Source organism: Pantoea sp. X-Soil-ISGK-285, from assembly GCF_059730815.1.
This window is the reverse complement of record NZ_AP035938.1, coordinates 2,839,765-2,858,031: the sequence shown is the minus strand read 5'-3', so window position 1 is coordinate 2,858,031 and position 18,267 is coordinate 2,839,765. Positions and strand designations below refer to the sequence as shown.

Sequence of the window (18,267 nt, the reverse complement as noted above, 5' to 3'; positions counted from 1 at the left end):
TTATGCACGATCAACACATTGCCATTAAAACGATCGACCCTAACGAGGTCTTCGTGCTGAGCGCGGAAGAGCATCACGCCATTGAGCACGAAAAACACCACTATGAAGATGCGCGTGCAGCCTCGATTGAAGCGCTGAAGATCGTGCAGAAACAGCGCGGATGGGTGCCGGACGGCGCCATCAATGCGATTGCCGAGGTACTGGGTATCCCGGCGAGTGATGTTGAAGGTGTGGCAACATTTTACAGCCAGATCTTCCGTCAGCCGGTTGGCCGTCATGTGATCCGTTACTGTGACAGCGTGGTCTGTCATATCACCGGTTATCAGGGCATCCAGTCAGCACTGGAACAGCAACTGAATATCAAACCGGGTCAGACCACTGCCGATGGCCGCTTTACATTGCTGCCAACCTGCTGTCTGGGTAACTGCGATAAGGGGCCAACGATGATGGTGGATGAAGACACGCATGTGCATCTGACGCCGGAAGGCATCCCTGGTTTGCTGGAGCAGTATCAATGACAATTAAACAGATCATTCGCACTGCAGAAACCCATCCGCTGACCTGGCGGATGCGTGACGACAAGCAACCTGTCTGGCTTGACGAATATCGCAGTAAAAACGGCTATGCCGGTGCGGAAAAAGCGCTGAAAAGCATGTCGCAGGATGAAATCGTTGCGGCAGTCAAAGATTCAGGCCTGAAAGGGCGCGGCGGTGCGGGCTTCTCCACCGGGCTGAAGTGGAGCCTGATGCCGAAAGATGAGTCGATGAACATCCGTTACCTGCTGTGTAACGCCGATGAGATGGAGCCGGGCACCTATAAAGACCGCCTGCTGATGGAGCAGATGCCTCACCAGCTGGTGGAAGGAATGCTGATCAGCGCCTTTGCGCTGAAGGCTTACCGTGGCTATATCTTCTTACGTGGCGAATACATTGAAGCCGCGGTGCATCTGCGTCGTGCGATTGCTGAAGCGACGGAAGCGGGCTATATCGGTAAAAATATTCTCGGTACCGGCTTCGACTTTGAGTTGATCGTCCACACCGGCGCAGGTCGTTATATCTGCGGCGAAGAGACGGCACTGATTAACTCACTGGAAGGCCGTCGTGCTAATCCGCGTTCGAAACCGCCATTCCCGGCGAGTGCGGGCGCGTGGGGCAAACCGACCTGCGTGAACAACGTGGAAACCCTCTCCAACGTTCCGGCGATTCTGGCCAACGGCGTGGAGTGGTACAAAAACATCTCTAAAAGCGAAGATGCCGGTACCAAAATGATGGGCTTCTCCGGACGGGTTAAAAATCCCGGCGTCTGGGAGCTGCCATTTGGTATCACCGCACGTGAAATCCTTGAAGATTATGCGGGCGGTATGCGTGACGGACTGAAGTTCAAAGCCTGGCAGCCCGGCGGGGCAGGGACTGACTTCCTGACCGACCAGCACCTGGATCTGCCCATGGAGTTTGCCAGCATCGGCAAAGCGGGCAGTCGTCTGGGTACGGCGCTGGCGATGGCGGTCGATCACGAGATCAACATGGTCTCGCTGGTGCGTAACCTGGAAGAGTTCTTTGCCCGTGAGTCGTGCGGCTGGTGTACACCGTGTCGCGATGGCCTGCCGTGGAGCGTCAAAATTCTGCGCGCGCTGGAGCAGAAGCAGGGTCAGCCAGGCGATATCGAAACCTTACTGCAACTCTGCCGTCAGCTTGGCCCGGGTAAAACCTTCTGTGCGCATGCGCCGGGTGCGGTTGAGCCCCTGCAGAGTGCGATTAAATATTTCCGTGAAGAGTTTGAAGCCGGCATGGCACCGCAGGTGTTTGGCAATACCCGCGCCATTGGCGGGATCCAGCCAAACCTGCTGAAAGCGCGCTGGTAATTCGCCGAAGAACACGGAACAGGCCTGGTGCCGCCGCCCCGACAATGTCGTGCGTCGGGGCAAGAATATGATTAACGCTCGTCTCTGACGAGCCTTACGGAAGCATGTCACTATGGCTACAATTCATGTAGACGGTAAAGAGTATGATGTGAACGGAGCGGACAACCTGCTACAGGCATGTCTCTCTCTGGGCCTTGATATTCCTTACTTTTGCTGGCATCCGGCGCTGGGAAGCGTTGGGGCCTGCCGCCAGTGTGCGGTAAAGCAATTCCAGAATGCCGAAGATACCCGCGGCCGTCTTGTCATGTCCTGCATGACGCCGGCCTCTGACGGCACATTCATCTCCATCGATGATGGCGAAGCAAAAGAGTTCCGCGAAAGCGTGGTGGAGTGGCTGATGACCAACCACCCGCACGACTGTCCGGTGTGTGAAGAGGGCGGTAACTGTCACCTGCAGGATATGACAGTAATGACCGGCCACAGCTTCCGCCGCTATCGCTTCACCAAACGTACCCACCGTAATCAGGATCTCGGCCCGTTCATCTCCCATGAGATGAACCGCTGTATCGCCTGTTACCGCTGCGTGCGTTACTACAAAGATTATGCCGATGGCAAGGATCTGGGTGTCTACGGCGCACACGACAACGTCTACTTCGGTCGTCCGGAAGATGGCACGCTGGAGAGCGAATTCTCCGGTAACCTGGTTGAAATCTGCCCGACCGGCGTCTTCACCGATAAAACGCACTCCGAACGCTATAACCGTAAATGGGATATGCAGTTTGCGCCGAGCATCTGCCAGCAGTGCAGTGTGGGCTGTAACACCAGCCCGGGTGAGCGTTATGGTGAGTTACGCCGTATCGAAAACCGTTATAACGGCACCGTAAACCACTATTTCCTGTGTGACCGTGGCCGCTTTGGCTATGGCTACGTGAACCGTAAAGATCGCCCACGCCAGCCGATGCTGCTGCGCGGCAACGACTGGGTGACGCTGAACGCAGAGCAGGCGGTCAATGCCGGTGCAGATTTGCTGCGTCAGGCGAAAAAAGTGATCGGTATCGGCTCGCCGCGCGCCAGCATTGAAAGTAACTTCGCGCTGCGTGAACTGGTCGGTGCAGAGAACTTCTCTACCGGCATGCCAGCGGGCGAGCAGGCCCGGCTTGAACTGATGCTGAAAGTTCTGCGTGAGGGCGGTATCTATACGCCATCGCTGCGTGAAATTGAAAGCTACGATGCGGTGCTGGTGCTGGGCGAAGATCTGACCCAGGTGGGCGCACGCGTGGCGCTGTCAGTGCGTCAGGCCGTGAAAGGCAAAGCGCTCGACATGGCTGCGGCTCAGAAAGTGGCAGACTGGCAGATCGCCGCGATCCTGAACATCGGTCAGAATGCGAAACATCCGCTGTTTATCACTAACGTCGATGAAACCCGTCTGGATGATATCGCGGCATGGAGCTATCGCGCACCGGTTGAAGATCAGGCGCGTCTCGGTTTCGCTATCGCCAGTGCGCTGGATGAAACCGCTCCGGCAGTGACCGATTTCGACAGCAAACTGAACGGCAAAATGGATGTCATCGTGCAGGCGCTGGCCGGCGCGAAAAAACCGTTAATTATTTCCGGGACCCATTCCGGCAGCAGCGCGATGATCGAAGCGGCTGCCAACGTGGCCAAAGCGCTGAAAGCGCGCGGTGCCGACGTCGGGATTACGCTGCTGGCGGGACACGCCAACAGCGTGGGTCTTGGCCTGATGGGCGGCAATCCTCTGGAGAGCGCGCTGGATCAGCTGAGCAACGGTGAAGCCGATGCGCTGGTGGTACTGGAAAATGACCTCTATCGCCATGCACCGAAAGCGCTGGTTGATGCGGCGCTGGCCCAGACCACTAACGTGATTGTGGTTGATCATCAGCGCACCGCGACGCTGGAGAAAGCGGGTCTGGTGTTATCAACCGCCAGCTTCGCCGAAAGTGATGGCACCTCGATCAACCATGAAGGCCGCGCACAGCGTTTCTTCCAGGTTTACGATCCTTCCTATTATGACAACAACGTAGTGATGCTGGAGAGCTGGCGCTGGCTGCATTCGCTGCACAGCACGCTGGAAAGCCGTCACGTCGACTGGACGCAGCTGGACCACGTGATCGATGCGGTGGTGAGTCATCTGCCACAGCTGGCCGGAATCAAGGATGCGGCACCGGATGCCAGCTTCCGTATTCGCGGACAGAAACTGTCGCGTTCACCGCACCGTGCCAGTGGCCGTACCGCGGCGCGCGCCAATATCAGCGTGCACGAACCGCGTCAGCCGCAGGATCAGGACACGATGTTCGCCTTCTCAATGGAAGGGAACAACCAGCCAGGCGCACCGCGTTCGCAGATTCCGTTTGCCTGGGCACCGGGCTGGAACTCACCGCAGGCGTGGAACAAGTTCCAGGTTGAAGTGGGCGGCAAACTGCGTAATGGCGATCCGGGTATACGGCTGTTTGAAGCCAGCGCAGCCAGTCTGCCCTGGTTCAGCAACGTTCCGGCGGCATTCGTCAGTGAAGCGCAGTGGCGCGTGGCCCCTCTCTACCAGCTGTTTGGTAGTGAAGAGATGTCACAGCGTTCACCGGTCTTCCAGCAGCGTATGGCACCGCCTGCACTGGTGATTAACCCGGAAGATGCAGCGAAGCTGGGCGTCAACAATGGCGCGGCGGTTGAGTTCATCTGTGCCGGTGAGACAGTGCGTCTGCCGGTCCGTTTCTCGGCGTCACTGCAGGCGGGACAGATTGGTCTGCCGCTGGGCATGCCGGGCGTTCCGCCATTCCTGGCGAACGGTAAAATCGACACTCTGCAGGAGGCGGCGCAATGAGCTGGTTAACACCGGACGTTATCGACATTCTGCTGGCCATTGTTAAAGCCATCGTGATTCTGCTGGTGGTTGTGGCCTGCGGCGCGTTCATGAGCTTCGCCGAGCGTCGTCTGCTCGGCCTGTTCCAGAACCGTTACGGACCAAACCGCGTAGGCTGGGGCGGCTCGCTCCAGCTGGTAGCGGACATGATCAAAATGTTCTTTAAAGAGGACTGGGTTCCGCCGTTTACCGACCGCTTTATCTTTACTCTTGCGCCGGTTATCGCCTTTGTTTCACTGCTGCTGGCCTTTGCTATCGTGCCGGTTTCGCCAACCTGGATGGTGACAGACCTGAATATCGGTCTGCTGTTCTTCCTGATGATGGCGGGCCTTGCGGTCTACGCGGTGCTGTTTGCCGGCTGGTCGAGTAATAACAAATACTCGCTGCTGGGTGCGATGCGCGCCTCGGCGCAGACCCTGAGCTACGAAGTGTTCCTGGGTCTGTCGCTGATGGGCGTGGTAGCGCAGGCGGGCTCGTTCAATATGAACGATATCGTCAACAGCCAGACGCACCTGTGGAACATCATTCCGCAGTTCTTCGGTTTCGTGACCTTCTGTATTGCTGGCGTGGCGGTGTGTCACCGTCATCCGTTTGACCAGCCAGAAGCGGAGCAGGAACTGGCGGACGGTTATCACATCGAATATGCCGGTATGAAGTTCGGCCTGTTCTTTGTCGGCGAATATGTGGCGATCACCACCGTTTCAGCGCTGATTGTGACGCTGTTCTTTGGTGGCTGGCACGGCCCATTCCTGCCGCCGTTCATCTGGTTCGCCCTGAAAACGGCGTTCTTTATGATGATGTTCATCCTGATTCGTGCTGCGCTTCCGCGCCCACGCTACGACCAGGTGCTGTCATTCGGCTGGAAAGTGTGTCTGCCGTTGACGCTGTTGAACCTGCTGGCGACTGCCGCAGTGATTCTCTACACAGCGCCGTAAGGGGTTAACAAATGACTTTGAAAGATATTGTCGTAGGCTTTGGCACGACAGTTCGCAGTATCTGGCTGATCGGGCTGCACGCCTTCGCCAAACGTGAAACTCAGATGTATCCGGAAGAGCCGGTTTATCTGCCACCACGCTATCGTGGCCGTATCGTGTTAACCCGCGATCCGGATGGTCAGGAGCGTTGCGTCGCCTGTAACCTGTGTGCGGTTGCCTGTCCGGTTGGTTGTATCTCGCTGCAGAAAGCTGAAACCAAAGATGGCCGCTGGTATCCGGAGTTCTTCCGCATCAACTTCTCACGCTGCATCTTCTGCGGCATGTGTGAGGAAGCCTGTCCAACCACGGCGATTCAGCTGACCCCCGATTTCGAACTGGGTGAGTTTAAGCGTCAGGATCTGGTGTATGAGAAGGACGATCTGCTGATTTCGGGGCCGGGTAAATATCCGGAGTACAACTTCTACCGCATGGCAGGTATGGCGATTGACGGTAAAGATAAGGGCGAAGCAGAAAACGAAGCGAAGCCTATCGACGTCAAAGGCTTATTACCTTAAGGAGCAAGGCATGGAATTTGCGTTTTATCTTTGCGGGCTGGTGGCGGTGCTGACGACGTTGCGCGTCATTACCCACACTAATCCGGTACATGCGTTGCTGTACCTGATCGTTTCGCTGTTATCGATCGCGGGCGTCTTCTTCTCTATGGGAGCCTATTTTGCCGGTGCGCTGGAGATCATCGTCTACGCCGGTGCCATCATGGTGCTGTTCGTCTTCGTGGTCATGATGCTGAACCTGGGCAAACAGACCGAGAAGCAGGAGCGTGAGTGGCTCAGCCCGTCACTGTGGATTGGTCCGGGTATCGTCTCGTTGCTGCTGCTGGTCGTAATGGTCTACGCCATCCTGACCGCCAACGATCAGGGCATCGATGGCACCATCATCGACGCCAAAGCGGTCGGCATCAGCCTGTTCGGTCCTTACGTACTGGCGGTTGAACTGGCCTCAATGCTGCTGCTGGCGGGTCTGGTCGTGGCGTTCCATATCGGTCGCGAGGAGCGTCAGGGCGAAGTCCTGAGTAACCGTAATGCTGACGCCGCTCAGGTGAAAAAGGAGAACGCATGATCCCGTTACAACATGGATTGATTCTTGCTGCCGTGCTGTTTGTCCTTGGACTGACGTCGCTGGTAATACGCCGCAATCTGCTGTTTATGCTGATCGGCCTTGAAATCATGATCAACGCCGCCGCCTTAGCCCTGGTGGTTGCCGGGAGCTATTGGGGTCAGGCCGATGGACAGGTGATGTATATCCTGGCGATCAGCCTGGCGGCAGCGGAAGCCAGTATTGGTCTGGCACTGCTGCTTCAGCTCTATCGTCGTCGTCAGACGCTGAACATTGATACTGTGAGCGAGATGCGCGGATGAATCTTCTCTATTTAACTGTCTTGTTTCCGCTGATCGGCTTTCTGCTGTTAGCGTTTTCGCGCGGTCGCTGGTCAGAGAACCTGTCGGCCACGATTGGTATGGGATCGGTGGGTCTGGCGGCCCTGACTACAGCGATGGTCGGTTTTGACTTCTTCGCCAACGGCCAGCAAGCCTACACGCAGGCGCTCTGGACCTGGATGCATGTCGGCAACTTCGACATGAAGGTGAACCTGACGCTGGATGGCCTGTCGCTGACCATGCTGTCTGTCGTGACCGGTGTCGGTTTCTTCATTCACATGTTCGCCTCCTGGTACATGCGCGGAGAAGAGGGCTACTCCCGCTTCTTCGCCTATACCAACCTGTTTATCGCCAGCATGGTTGTTCTGGTGCTGGCCGATAACCTGATGCTGATGTATCTGGGCTGGGAAGGGGTAGGCCTCTGCTCTTATCTGCTGATCGGTTTCTACTACAGCAATCCGGAAAACGGCAAAGCGGCGATGAAAGCGTTCATCATTACCCGCGTGGGCGACGTCTTCCTGGCATTTGGTCTGTTCATCCTCTACAACGAGCTGGGCACGCTGAACTTCCGCGAGATGATGGAGCTGGCTCCTGCGCACTTTGCCGCAGATAACCATATGCTGCAGTGGGCAACGCTGATGCTGCTGGGTGGCGCGGTCGGTAAATCGGCTCAGCTGCCGTTACAGACCTGGCTGGCAGATGCGATGGCTGGTCCGACACCGGTTTCGGCACTGATCCACGCCGCGACCATGGTGACAGCAGGTGTCTACCTGATTGCCCGTAGCCACGGTCTCTTCCTGCTGACGCCGGAAGTGCTGCATCTGGTCGGGATTATCGGGGCGATAACCCTGGTGCTGGCAGGCTTTGCCGCGCTGGTACAGACCGACATCAAACGTGTTCTCGCTTACTCCACCATGAGCCAGATTGGCTACATGTTCCTGGCGCTGGGTGTTCAGGCGTGGGATGCGGCGATTTTCCATCTGATGACGCACGCCTTCTTTAAAGCGTTGCTGTTCCTCTCTTCGGGTTCAGTGATTCTGGCCTGCCATCACGAGCAGAACATTTTCAAAATGGGTGGCCTGCGTAAGAGCATTCCGCTGGTCTACACCTGCTTCCTGGTGGGCGGCGCGGCGCTGGCGGCACTGCCGCTGATTACGGCGGGCTTCTACAGTAAAGATGAGATCCTGTTTGGCGCACTGGCTAACGGTCACATCAACCTGATGGTTGCGGGTCTGGTGGGGGCGTTCCTGACCTCTATCTATACCTTCCGTATGATCTTCATCGTGTTCCACGGCGAAGAGAAAATTCATGCGCACGCCGGTAAGGGCATTACCCATCATCTGCCGCTGATTGTGCTGCTGCTGCTCTCCACCTTTATTGGTGCGCTGATCACGCCGCCGCTGGCAGGTGTACTGCCAGCCAATGAGTTCGGTGAAGCGGGCAAAGTGGGACTTGAAATCACCTCGGGCGTTGTAGCGATTGTCGGCATTCTGATCGCTGCCGCGCTGTGGCTGGGCAAACGTGAGCTGGTTACCCGTATCGCAAACAGTGCACCAGGCCGTTTCTTCGGCACCTGGTGGTTTGCGGCCTGGGGCTTCGACTGGCTCTACGATAAAGTGTTCGTCAAACCTTATCTGGGTATTGCGTGGCTGCTGAAGCGCGACCCACTGAATGGCCTGATGAACCTGCCTGCGCTGCTGTCACGTATTGCCAACAAAGGCCTGGTAGTCAGTGAGAATGGCTACCTGCGCTGGTACGTTGCGTCAATGAGCGTGGGCGCCGTGCTGGTGCTGGCTCTGCTGCTGGTGATTTAAAGATTGATGAGCGGGGCAGGTTAGCTAATCTGCCCATTGAGAATGTCAAAAATTGTCCTGAGCAAGGGCGTTATCGTCGCGGCTAGTTTGGTTACCGCCAGCGCACAGCAACCGGAGCATACCGAGGTATGTGAGGATTGCGAGCACTGCCGGGAGCCAAAATGGCAAGTAAGATAGCCCGAACTAAGACAAAGAAAAGGGAAGTGTGCCGTGTTATTACCTTGGCTAATTATCATACCCTTCGTCGGTGGTCTGATCTGCTGGCTCACTGAGCGCCTCGGCGCGAAGGTGCCACGCTGGATCGCACTGATCACTATGGGGCTGACGTTGGCGCTTTCACTGCAACTCTGGTTGCAGGGAGGCTATTCACTGACGCAGGCAGCGGGCATTCCGCAGTGGCAGTCAAGTTTCTCCGTTCCGTGGATCCCACGCTTCGGCATCAGCTTCCATTTAGCCATTGATGGCCTGTCGCTGCTGATGGTGGTGCTGACCGGCCTGCTCGGTCTGATGGCGGTGCTCTGTTCCTGGAATGAGATTTCAAAGTATCAGGGCTTCTTCCACCTGAACCTGATGTGGATCCTGGGCGGCGTAATCGGTGTTTTCCTCTCCATCGACCTGTTCCTGTTCTTCTTCTTCTGGGAAATGATGCTGGTGCCGATGTACTTCCTCATCGCGCTCTGGGGTCATAAAGCATCGGACGGCAAAACCCGTATTTCCGCCGCGACCAAATTCTTCATCTACACCCAGGCTTCAGGTCTGGTGATGCTGATTGCGATTCTGGGCCTGGTGTTTGTCCACTACAACGCGACTGGCGTCTGGACATTCAACTACGAACAGCTGCTGCAGACCCCAATGTCGAGCGGTGTTGAATATCTGCTGATGCTGGGCTTCTTTATCGCCTTTGCGGTGAAGATGCCGGTGGTACCGTTGCACGGCTGGCTGCCGGATGCGCACAGTCAGGCGCCAACGGCTGGTTCTGTCGACCTGGCGGGTATCCTGCTGAAAACCGCAGCTTACGGTTTACTGCGTTTCAGTCTGCCGCTGTTCCCGAATGCGTCAGCCGAGTTTGCGCCAATCGCCATGTGGTTAGGCATCATCGGTATCTTCTACGGTGCCTGGATGGCCTTCTCGCAGACTGATATCAAACGTCTGATTGCTTACACCTCGATTTCGCACATGGGCTTTGTGCTGATTGCCATCTACACCGGCAGCCAGCTGGCGCTGCAGGGCGCGGTGATTCAGATGATTGCGCACGGTCTCTCCGCTGCAGCACTCTTCATTCTGTGTGGTCAGCTGTACGAGCGTCTGCATACTCGTGATATGCGTCAGATGGGTGGCCTGTGGTCGCGCATCAAATGGATTCCGGGTCTGTCGCTGTTCTTTGCGGTTGCCAACCTCGGTATGCCAGGAACCGGTAACTTCGTCGGCGAATTTATGATTCTGACCGGCAGCTTCCAGGTGGTGCCGATGATTATCATCATCGCGACTTTTGGTCTGGTGTTTGCCTCGATTTACTCGCTGGTGATGATGCAGCGCGCTTATTACGGCGAAGCGAAATCGAAAGATCCGCTGCCAGGCATGTCACCGCGTGAGTTTATGACCATCGGTGTTCTGGTGGTGCTGCTGGTGCTGCTGGGCGTCTATCCACAGCCGATTCTGGATACTTCGCACGCTGCCATGAGCAATATTCAGCAGTGGTTTACCGCTTCAATTTCAACTACAAGGCCGTAATTCGCCATGACAATAACTCCTCACCAATTGATTGCGTTGCTACCGCTGTTAATCGTCGGATTGACGGTGGTGGTTGTGATGCTGTCCATTGCCTGGCGACGCAACCACTTCGTTAACGCCACGCTAACGGTAGTTGGCCTGAACCTGGCGCTGCTCTCGCTGTACTTTGTCGGTCAGGTCGGGGCGATGGATGTCACGCCGCTGCTGCGCGTCGATGGCTATTCGATGTTCTATACCGCGCTGGTTATGCTGGCGAGTCTGGCGACCTGTACCTTTGCCTATCCATGGCTGGCAGGCTTCCCGGACAACAAAGATGAGTTCTACCTGCTGGTGCTGATTGCGGCACTTGGTGGCATCGTGCTGGCCAGTGCTAATCATCTGGCCTCGCTGTTCATCGGTATTGAACTGCTGTCACTGCCGCTGTTTGGTCTGATTGGCTACGCCTTCCGCCAGAAACGTTCGCTTGAAGCCGCGCTGAAGTACACCATTCTTTCGGCGGCGGCCTCGTCGTTCCTGCTGTTTGGTATTGCGCTGATCTACGCTGACTCCGGTAACCTGAGCTTTGTGGCGCTGGGCCAGAGCCTGACTGACAGCATGATCCACGAGCCACTGCTGCTGGTGGGTCTGGGCATGATGATCATCGGTCTGGGCTTTAAACTCTCACTGGTTCCGTTCCACCTATGGACCCCCGATGTTTATCAGGGTGCGCCTGCGCCGGTTTCAACCTTCCTGGCCACCGCCAGCAAGATTGCAATCTTCGGTGTCATCATGCGTCTGTTTATGTATGCGCCGGTGACCGACAGCGAAGCGGTGCGCACAGTGCTGGCCATGATCGCCTTTGTGTCGATTCTGTTCGGTAACCTGATGGCGATTTCGCAGAGCAACATCAAGCGTCTGCTGGGTTACTCCTCTATCGCCCACCTCGGTTATCTGCTGGTGGCGCTGATTGCGGTGAAAGATCATCAGCTGTCGCTGGAAACGTCGGGCGTTTACCTGGCCGGTTATCTGTTCAGCAGCTTGGGCGCGTTTGGTGTGGTAAGTCTGATGTCCAGCCCGTATCGTGGCCCGGATGCTGACTCGCTCTACTCCTACCGCGGTCTGTTCTGGCATCGTCCTATCCTGTCAGCGGTAATGACGGTGATGATGCTGTCACTGGCGGGTATCCCGATGACGCTGGGCTTTATCGGTAAATTCTACGTTATCGCTTCAGGCGTCAGTGCGCACCTGTGGTGGCTGACCGGTGCTGTAGTTGCAGGTAGTGCGATTGGCCTCTACTACTATCTGCGCGTGACGGTGAGTCTCTACCTCAGCCCGCCGGAACTGCATACACGTGATACCCCTGCTAACTGGGCATTTACGGCCGGTGGTGTGGTGGTACTGATCTCTGCCATTCTGGTGCTGCTGTTAGGGGTTTACCCGCAGCCGCTGATCAGACTGGTGCAGATGGCTCAGCCGCTGATGTAAGCGCGTTGCTGCGACTGACGAATCAGGCCTCCGGGCCTGATTTTTTTTGCCTGTAACATAGTGTCACCAGCAGGTGCTGGCGACACCGCGCTGATGTAGAGTGTGTGGTTTAAAGGAGAGACCATGGACATTAACTGGCAGGATAAACACCATAGCGAACTGACCCTCTCACAGCTCTATGCACTGCTGGCGTTGCGCAGTGCCGTGTTTGTGGTGGAACAGCAGTGCGCTTACCTTGATGTGGATGGCAAAGATTTGCAGGCGGAAAACCGGCATCTGCTGGGAATGGCGGATGACCAACTAGTGGCCTATGCGCGACTGCTCTCTCCGGAGGATGAGACCAGCCCGGTGAAAATCGGACGGGTGATTGTTTCAGATCGGGTTCGTGGTGCGCGGCTGGGGAATCGTCTGATGGAGCAGGCAATCAACAGTTGTCAGCAGCACTGGCCGGGCCGCGATCTGTTTCTCTCTGCGCAGGCGCATCTGGAAAGTTTCTATGGGCAGCATAGCTTTGTCGCGGTGGGGGAGAACTACCTGGAAGATGGGATCCCTCACGTCGATATGCTGAAGAACGCGCCATAAAAAAGGCGAGGCCTGAGCCTCGCCTTTTTTACATCAACCCACCGTCATCTGGCGGTCATCGACATATTTACGCTGATCCGGCGCAGGCGGGAAATATTGATAGAGCCAGGTTTCACTCAGCGTCTCATCTTTGCTGCGCAGGAACAGACGCATCTCTACCGGCTCGGTGGAATCGCTGTTCGGATACCAGTCAAACAGGATGCGATAGCCCTTAAGCGGATCGACATACAGAATCTCAACCTGCTTCACGCTGCCGGATGAAACGGTAATCACCGGCTCAATACCTTTCGGCGCAGCAGCCTGCAGATCGCCACCAATAAAATCAATGGCGAAGCGGCGGCACCAGGTTTCCGGGAAGTGTTCGCCAGGCGCCCAGCCTTCCGGGAAACCACCGATACCGGTACGGGTTGCATCCACGCGTGCCAGACCGCTACGCACCGGCGGCAGACCACTCCAGTAAAGCTTGTAGGAGAAGTTCAGCTCGCTGCCCGCTTTGACCGGCTCAGCCGGTTGCCAGAAGCAGACCACGTTATCCAGCGTTTCACCCGTGGTCGGGATCTCCATCAGGTTAATCGCGCCTTTGCCCCACTTACCAACCGGCTCAACCCACAGGCTGGGACGTTTGTCATACCAGCCAATCACATCCTGATAATCTTTGAAGTCGTGATTAAGCTGCAGCAGGCCAAATCCACGTGGATTCTCATCTTCATAGGCGTTGAACTGCAGACGCTGAGGATTATTCAGCGGACGGGCAATCCATTCACCTTTACCGGTCCACATCGCCAGGCGATCGGAGTCATGGATCTGCGGATGGTAAGTGTTACACATACGGCGTTCGTTGGTGCCGCAGCTGAACATACTGGTCATTGGCGAGATGCCAATCTGACGGATCTCTTTACGGGCAAACAGGTGGTTTTCCACCTCCATCACCACGCGTTTCTCTTCGCAATGGATGATGAATTTATAAGCACCGGTGACGCTGGCACCATCCAGCAGGGCGTAGCAGGTAAAGGTGGTATCTTCCGCTTTTGGCGTTTCAAACCAGAAGGCGGTGAAATCGGGAAACTCTTCCTGGCCATTGCTGAAGGTGTTGATCGCTACGCCACGCGCCGAGAGGCCGTACTGGAAAGTATCGTCAACGGCACGGAAGTAGCTTGCGCCAAGGAAGGAGACGATGTCGCGACGGGCCAGTTCCGGTTTTTTAAAGGCGCGGAACCCGGCGAAGCCGAGGTCAGTTTTGCCCTCCAGCTGCTTCGTATCGACCCTGGCGTCGTTGTAGTTGAACAATTCGGGACGGAAGTGAATTTCGCGTGCTTCGCGACTCTCACCGTCAACAGAGAACATGCGGATGCGCCGCTTGAAGCCCATACCGACATGGAAGAACTGAACGTCCAGTTGACGATCGGGCAGGTTGTTCCAGAGTGAGTGGTTGGCGTCATACTGAATTTCGTTGTACGCCTGCGGGGTCAATGTGGCCAGCGTCTCCGGCAGCGCGCCCGGTGCTCCGCCCCAGGGTTTTTTCGCCAGTGCAGCCGCGTTTTTCTTCAATACGTCGAAATCGAAGCGTACGGCGGTTCCGTCAGCAATGCCATCTTCTGCCCATGCGGATTGCGCAAACAGCGTTGACAGGCCGGTCATGCCGCTAACGGCGGAGAAGGCCATTGACGCTTTCATAAACATTCTTCGATTCATGCCAGAGATTATTCCTTAGCTGTTCGAGGGTGTCGTGACTGTCGTGCAAAATGCACTTTCATGGCCCGATAATCACAGGCAACAGAGGGGTACGACAGTAGGGTTACTGGAAAATTCAGTCACAACAAAATTTATCAGATTAATCAAAGAAGCGAAGCGAAATTCCGCGGTTGCCGCTGCGTCTTACACTTCTTTGCGTAGCGAAACGGCGCACAGCCTGCACTGAGCAAGATTAACAGATGAAAAATCAGGTGATTCCTGGAGCAGGAAATCAGCAGAGCGCCAGATTATGACTATAGTTAATGAACTGCTTTGCAATTCACACGGAGGAAACGATGGTAAATCAGACAAATCAATTCGAAACGGGCCTCGATGACGATATTGCGTTACTGACTGAAACGCTGGAAGAAGTTCTTAAGGCATCAGGTGATCCGGCCGATCAGAAGTACATTGAGCTTAAGAGCAAAGCCGAACAGGCGCTGAACGATGTGAAATCCCGTGTCAGCCAGGCGTCCGATAGCTACTACTATCGCGCTAAACAAGCGGCTTACCGTGCAGACGATTACGTGCACGAAAAACCGTGGCAGGGTGTCGGTATCGGTGCAACAGCCGGTCTGGTACTTGGTCTGCTGCTGGCGCGTCGCTAATCGCGATTCGCTGACTCAGTTGTAGCAGACAACAGTAGTAAAAAAGCGGCGGGGCAATCCCGCCGTTTTTATTGGTTTTTAACTCCCTGAACACCTTCACCACCCTTGATCCTGCTTCACCCTCGCTATCTTTATGTGCAACGTGCCTGAGACGCAATGGTCACAATCCCTGGTGATGCCGATTGTGTCTGGCGGGAGGAGTTCGTACAGTAAAGCAAACGTGAAAAGGAGAACTCAACGTGATTAGAGTAGAGATGCTGTCGACCGGGGATGAGGTGCTGCATGGCCAAATCGTCGATACCAACGCAGCCTGGCTGGCGGATATGTTGTTCCAGCAAGGGTTGCCTATGACCAGCCGTACCACGGTAGGAGATTCACTCGAATCGCTAATCGCCACGCTACAGGCGCGCAGCCATGAGGCAGATGTGCTGATTGTGAATGGCGGTCTGGGGCCGACCAGTGACGATCTCAGTGCGCTGGCAGCCGCCAGAGCCTGTGGCGTTGAGCTTGAGGTGCAGCAGGAGTGGCTGGAACAGATGGAAGCCTGGTTCGCCAGCCGGGGACGCGTGATGGCGGCCAGCAATCGCAAGCAGGCGGAAATCCCGGCCAATGCGGAACTGATTGATAATCCGGTCGGTACCGCCTGTGGCTTTGCCCTGCAACTCAATCGCTGCTGGATGTTCTTCACGCCTGGTGTGCCGTCTGAATTTAAAGTGATGGTGGAGCAGCAGATCATCCCCCGTCTGAAAGCGAAATTTTCGCCGCCCGAGCCACCGATTTGTCTACGGCTGACCACCTTTGGTCGCGGTGAAAGCGATATTGCCGCCGAACTGGAGCCGCTGGCGCTGCCGGAAGGCGTGGTCATGGGATATCGCTCGTCCATGCCGATCATTGAGATCAAGCTCACCGGCCCGGCCAGTCAGCGGGTGGCGATGGAGCAGGTGTGGCAGCAGGTGCGTCTGCAACTGGCGGAGTGCACCATTTTCGAAGGTACCGAAGGCTTACCGGCGCTGCTGGCACGTGAGCTGGAGCAGCGCGGTGAGCAGCTGGCAATCAGTGAGCAATACACCGCCGGATTGCTCTACTGGCAGTTGGCTGGCGCCAGCGTGCCGCTGCGTGGCGCTGACATCTTTCCACCCCGGCAGGAGACGCTTGAGCAGCAGGTGATCCGCACCCGCGAACTTGCTGCACAGCAGCAGGCCGCGCTGGCGCTCTCTGTTGGCAGCCTGGAGCAGGAAGAGATTTCGGTGGCGCTGCATACGCCGGATGGCAGCTTTGGTCAGCGCGTGAAGTTCAGTACCGGTCGCCATAATCTGGAGACGCGGCAGAAGGTGGTGGCAATGATGGCGATGAACATGCTGCGCCGCTGGTTACACGGCAGCGAAGTGAGCACCGGTCACGGCTGGATTGATGTGGTTGAAACTGTCAGACAGTAATATCAGTGAAAATAAAACGGGCGCCTGAGGCGCCCGTCTTGTATGTGACTGCGAATTAATCCCATACAGCGTCATTCTCGCAGCAATAAATTAGCTCAAAGCGCAGGGAACACGGGCAGAGGAGGAAAGCGTCCCGCGCCTGGGACAAAAACGCCGGGAGCGTTTTTGAACAACGCAACGCGTTGGCCCGGCTACGGGCGCACCTCAGGGATGAGGTGCGTAATCGCGCGGGCCGAGCTGTCAGGGATGACGCTTTTTGCGTCTTTCCGATCTGACCGTGTTCCCTAAGCTGACTCGATCTCACAGCAAATCAAGCCAGACTTATCCCACCTCAGTTATAACTCCAGCTCAATCTCGCCTTTGGCTTTGCAGCAGCAGGGCAGAATCTCATCTTGCTGCACAAAAGCCAGCGGCCGTTGTGGGTAATGCACTTCGCCTTTCAGCAGCCGCATCCGGCAGGAGCCGCAATAACCTTCGCGGCACTGAAACTCCACGCAGAGATTGTTGGCTTCCAGCAGCGTCAGCAGATTGGTATGCTCGTCTGTGCATTCCAGCCGGGTGCCGGAACTGCGCAGAATAACAACGTCGCGGCTCATAATTAAAGCTGGAAGTCGTCGAAGTCGTTAGCGCCTACTTCAGAATCGATCTGACCCACCAGATAGGAGCTCACTTCCACTTCCTGCGGCGCAACCTGAACGTTGTCAGAGACCAGCCAGGAGTTAATCCATGGGATTGGGTTTGAGCGCGTCTGGAACGGCAAATCAAGGCCAACAGCCTGCATACGGATATTGGTGATGTACTCAATGTACTGGCAGAGAATATCTTTGTTCAGGCCGATCATTGAGCCGCCGCTGAACAGATATTCTGCCCACTCTTTCTCCTGCAGCGCTGCTTTCTTAAACAGCTCGAAGCACTCTTCACGGCACTCTGCCGCAATCTCTTTCATCTCCGGATCGTCTTCACCGCTGCGCAGCAGATTCAGCATGTGCTGGGTGCCGGTCAGGTGCAGCGCTTCATCGCGGGCAATCAGCTTGATGATTTTGGCATTGCCTTCCATCAGCTCACGCTCAGCGAACGCGAATGAACAGGCGAAGCTGACATAGAAACGGATCGCTTCCAGCGCATTGACGCTCATCAGGCAGATATAGAGCTGCTTCTTCAGGGCGCGCAGGCTGACGACAACCGGTTTGCCGTTGACCTGATGCGTGCCTTCACCCAGCTGATGCCAGTAGTTGGTCATCTCAATCAGATCGTCGTAATAGCGTGAGATATCCTGAGCACGCGCCAGAATCTGCTCATTGGTGACGATATCGTCAAACACCACTGCCGGATCGTTAACGATATTACGGATGATGTGGGTGTAAGAACGGGAGTGAATCGTCTCTGAGAACGCCCAGGTTTCAATCCAGGTTTCCAGTTCAGGAATCGAGATCAGCGGCAGCAGCGCGACGTTCGGGCTGCGGCCCTGAATAGAATCCAGCAGCGTCTGATATTTCAGGTTGCTGATAAAGATATGTTTTTCGTGGTCCGGCAGCGCCTGGTAATCGATGCGATCGCGTGAAACGTCGACCTCTTCCGGACGCCAGAAGAAGGAGAGCTGCTTTTCGATCAGCTTTTCAAAGATGTCATATTTTTGCTGGTCGAAGCGCGCCACGTTTACGGACTGACCGAAAAACATCGGCTCTTTCAGCTGATCATTTTTGTTCTGTGAGAAAGTGGAGTAAGCCATAAAAGTTGTCCAAAAGTAGACGAAGCCAGGCCTCGTGAAATGAATGAGGCGGGAGATTCTCCCGCCTG

16 protein-coding genes are annotated in these 18,267 nt (G+C 56.0%); 13 read left to right on the top strand and 3 right to left on the bottom strand.

Annotated elements, in window-relative coordinates; genetic code table 11:
* Window positions 1-2 precede the first annotated feature (2 nt).
* The 11 genes from nuoE to AC6I8B_RS13400 all read left to right on the top strand — a co-directional run bounded on the left by nuoE (window position 3) and on the right by AC6I8B_RS13400 (window position 12,695).
* Window positions 3-518 carry an NADH-quinone oxidoreductase subunit NuoE gene (gene nuoE / locus AC6I8B_RS13450; protein WP_010258066.1) on the top strand — a complete coding sequence of 172 codons (516 nt, stop codon included), beginning with the start codon at window positions 3-5 and terminating at the stop codon, window positions 516-518.
* A 2-nt stretch (window positions 519-520) separates the two neighbouring features.
* Complete coding sequence (gene nuoF / locus AC6I8B_RS13445; RefSeq protein ID WP_029519446.1) at window positions 521-1,861, top strand: NADH-quinone oxidoreductase subunit NuoF; 1,341 nt, start codon at window positions 521-523, stop codon at window positions 1,859-1,861.
* Window positions 1,862-1,973: 112 nt separating this feature from the next.
* Complete coding sequence (nuoG, locus tag AC6I8B_RS13440; RefSeq protein ID WP_157352666.1) at window positions 1,974-4,697, top strand: NADH-quinone oxidoreductase subunit NuoG; 2,724 nt, start codon at window positions 1,974-1,976, stop codon at window positions 4,695-4,697.
* Window positions 4,694-5,671 carry an NADH-quinone oxidoreductase subunit NuoH gene (nuoH, locus tag AC6I8B_RS13435; protein WP_003854240.1) on the top strand — a complete coding sequence of 326 codons (978 nt, stop codon included), beginning with the start codon at window positions 4,694-4,696 and terminating at the stop codon, window positions 5,669-5,671. Before nuoG ends, nuoH begins: the two co-directional genes overlap by 4 nt.
* Before the next feature lie 11 nt (window positions 5,672-5,682).
* Complete coding sequence (nuoI, locus tag AC6I8B_RS13430) at window positions 5,683-6,225, top strand: NADH-quinone oxidoreductase subunit NuoI (protein WP_003854239.1); 543 nt, start codon at window positions 5,683-5,685, stop codon at window positions 6,223-6,225.
* 10 nt (window positions 6,226-6,235) lie between these two features.
* Window positions 6,236-6,787: an NADH-quinone oxidoreductase subunit J gene (gene nuoJ, locus AC6I8B_RS13425; protein WP_010258075.1), complete on the top strand. Its 552-nt coding sequence runs from the start codon at window positions 6,236-6,238 to the stop codon at window positions 6,785-6,787.
* The gene (nuoK, locus tag AC6I8B_RS13420) at window positions 6,784-7,086 is read left to right on the top strand and encodes an NADH-quinone oxidoreductase subunit NuoK (protein WP_003854236.1); all 303 of its coding nucleotides are present in this window, start codon (window positions 6,784-6,786) and stop codon (window positions 7,084-7,086) included. The genes nuoJ and nuoK overlap by 4 nt, the downstream gene beginning before the upstream one ends.
* A complete protein-coding gene (gene nuoL, locus AC6I8B_RS13415; protein WP_010258078.1) occupies window positions 7,083-8,918 on the top strand; it encodes an NADH-quinone oxidoreductase subunit L in 1,836 nt (611 codons plus the stop codon). Before nuoK ends, nuoL begins: the two co-directional genes overlap by 4 nt.
* Window positions 8,919-9,128: 210 nt before the next feature.
* The gene (gene nuoM / locus AC6I8B_RS13410) at window positions 9,129-10,649 is read left to right on the top strand and encodes an NADH-quinone oxidoreductase subunit M (RefSeq protein ID WP_010258081.1); all 1,521 of its coding nucleotides are present in this window, start codon (window positions 9,129-9,131) and stop codon (window positions 10,647-10,649) included.
* 6 nt (window positions 10,650-10,655) lie between these two features.
* The gene (gene nuoN / locus AC6I8B_RS13405; protein ID WP_010258083.1) at window positions 10,656-12,113 is read left to right on the top strand and encodes an NADH-quinone oxidoreductase subunit NuoN; all 1,458 of its coding nucleotides are present in this window, start codon (window positions 10,656-10,658) and stop codon (window positions 12,111-12,113) included.
* A 123-nt stretch (window positions 12,114-12,236) separates the two neighbouring features.
* Entirely contained in the window at window positions 12,237-12,695 is a 459-nt protein-coding gene (locus AC6I8B_RS13400) for a GNAT family N-acetyltransferase (protein ID WP_157352664.1), read from the top strand.
* 33 nt (window positions 12,696-12,728) lie between these two features.
* Here the strand turns inward: AC6I8B_RS13400 and AC6I8B_RS13395 are convergent, their stop codons facing one another.
* A complete protein-coding gene (locus AC6I8B_RS13395; RefSeq protein WP_022625071.1) occupies window positions 12,729-14,387 on the bottom strand; it encodes a glucan biosynthesis protein D in 1,659 nt (552 codons plus the stop codon).
* 335 nt (window positions 14,388-14,722) lie between these two features.
* Here AC6I8B_RS13395 and elaB point away from each other — a divergent pair, with 335 nt between their 5' ends.
* Together elaB and AC6I8B_RS13385 are read left to right on the top strand one after the other, a co-directional pair.
* On the top strand, window positions 14,723-15,034 hold the full coding sequence (elaB, locus tag AC6I8B_RS13390; protein WP_010258091.1) for a stress response protein ElaB: 312 nt from the start codon (window positions 14,723-14,725) through the stop codon (window positions 15,032-15,034).
* Between the two features lie 239 nt (window positions 15,035-15,273).
* A complete protein-coding gene (locus AC6I8B_RS13385; RefSeq protein ID WP_022625069.1) occupies window positions 15,274-16,470 on the top strand; it encodes a nicotinamide mononucleotide deamidase-related protein YfaY in 1,197 nt (398 codons plus the stop codon).
* A 335-nt stretch (window positions 16,471-16,805) separates the two neighbouring features.
* Here AC6I8B_RS13385 and yfaE read toward each other — a convergent pair whose 3' ends face one another.
* Both yfaE and nrdB read right to left on the bottom strand, forming a co-directional pair.
* The gene (gene yfaE / locus AC6I8B_RS13380; RefSeq protein WP_010258095.1) at window positions 16,806-17,066 is read right to left on the bottom strand and encodes a class I ribonucleotide reductase maintenance protein YfaE; all 261 of its coding nucleotides are present in this window, start codon (window positions 17,064-17,066) and stop codon (window positions 16,806-16,808) included.
* Between the two features lie 2 nt (window positions 17,067-17,068).
* Window positions 17,069-18,199, bottom strand: a complete 1,131-nt coding sequence (gene nrdB, locus AC6I8B_RS13375) for a class Ia ribonucleoside-diphosphate reductase subunit beta (protein WP_010258096.1) — start codon at window positions 18,197-18,199, stop codon at window positions 17,069-17,071.
* Window positions 18,200-18,267: the final 68 nt, after the last annotated feature.

Bases quoted from the DNA above. Each gene is read 5' to 3' on its own strand.
- nuoE (WP_010258066.1), top strand. From the start codon at position 3: ATGCACGATCAACACATTGCCATTAAAACGATCGACCCTAACGAGGTC.
- nuoG (WP_157352666.1), top strand. From the start codon at position 1,974: ATGGCTACAATTCATGTAGACGGTAAAGAGTATGATGTGAACGGAGCG.
- nuoH (WP_003854240.1), top strand. From the start codon at position 4,694: ATGAGCTGGTTAACACCGGACGTTATCGACATTCTGCTGGCCATTGTT.
- nuoI (WP_003854239.1), top strand. From the start codon at position 5,683: ATGACTTTGAAAGATATTGTCGTAGGCTTTGGCACGACAGTTCGCAGT.
- nuoJ (WP_010258075.1), top strand. From the start codon at position 6,236: ATGGAATTTGCGTTTTATCTTTGCGGGCTGGTGGCGGTGCTGACGACG.
- nuoK (WP_003854236.1), top strand. From the start codon at position 6,784: ATGATCCCGTTACAACATGGATTGATTCTTGCTGCCGTGCTGTTTGTC.
- nuoL (WP_010258078.1), top strand. From the start codon at position 7,083: ATGAATCTTCTCTATTTAACTGTCTTGTTTCCGCTGATCGGCTTTCTG.
- nuoN (WP_010258083.1), top strand. From the start codon at position 10,656: ATGACAATAACTCCTCACCAATTGATTGCGTTGCTACCGCTGTTAATC.
- AC6I8B_RS13400 (WP_157352664.1), top strand. From the start codon at position 12,237: ATGGACATTAACTGGCAGGATAAACACCATAGCGAACTGACCCTCTCA.
- AC6I8B_RS13395 (WP_022625071.1), bottom strand. From the start codon at position 14,387: ATGAATCGAAGAATGTTTATGAAAGCGTCAATGGCCTTCTCCGCCGTT.
- elaB (WP_010258091.1), top strand. From the start codon at position 14,723: ATGGTAAATCAGACAAATCAATTCGAAACGGGCCTCGATGACGATATT.
- yfaE (WP_010258095.1), bottom strand. From the start codon at position 17,066: ATGAGCCGCGACGTTGTTATTCTGCGCAGTTCCGGCACCCGGCTGGAA.
- nrdB (WP_010258096.1), bottom strand. From the start codon at position 18,199: ATGGCTTACTCCACTTTCTCACAGAACAAAAATGATCAGCTGAAAGAG.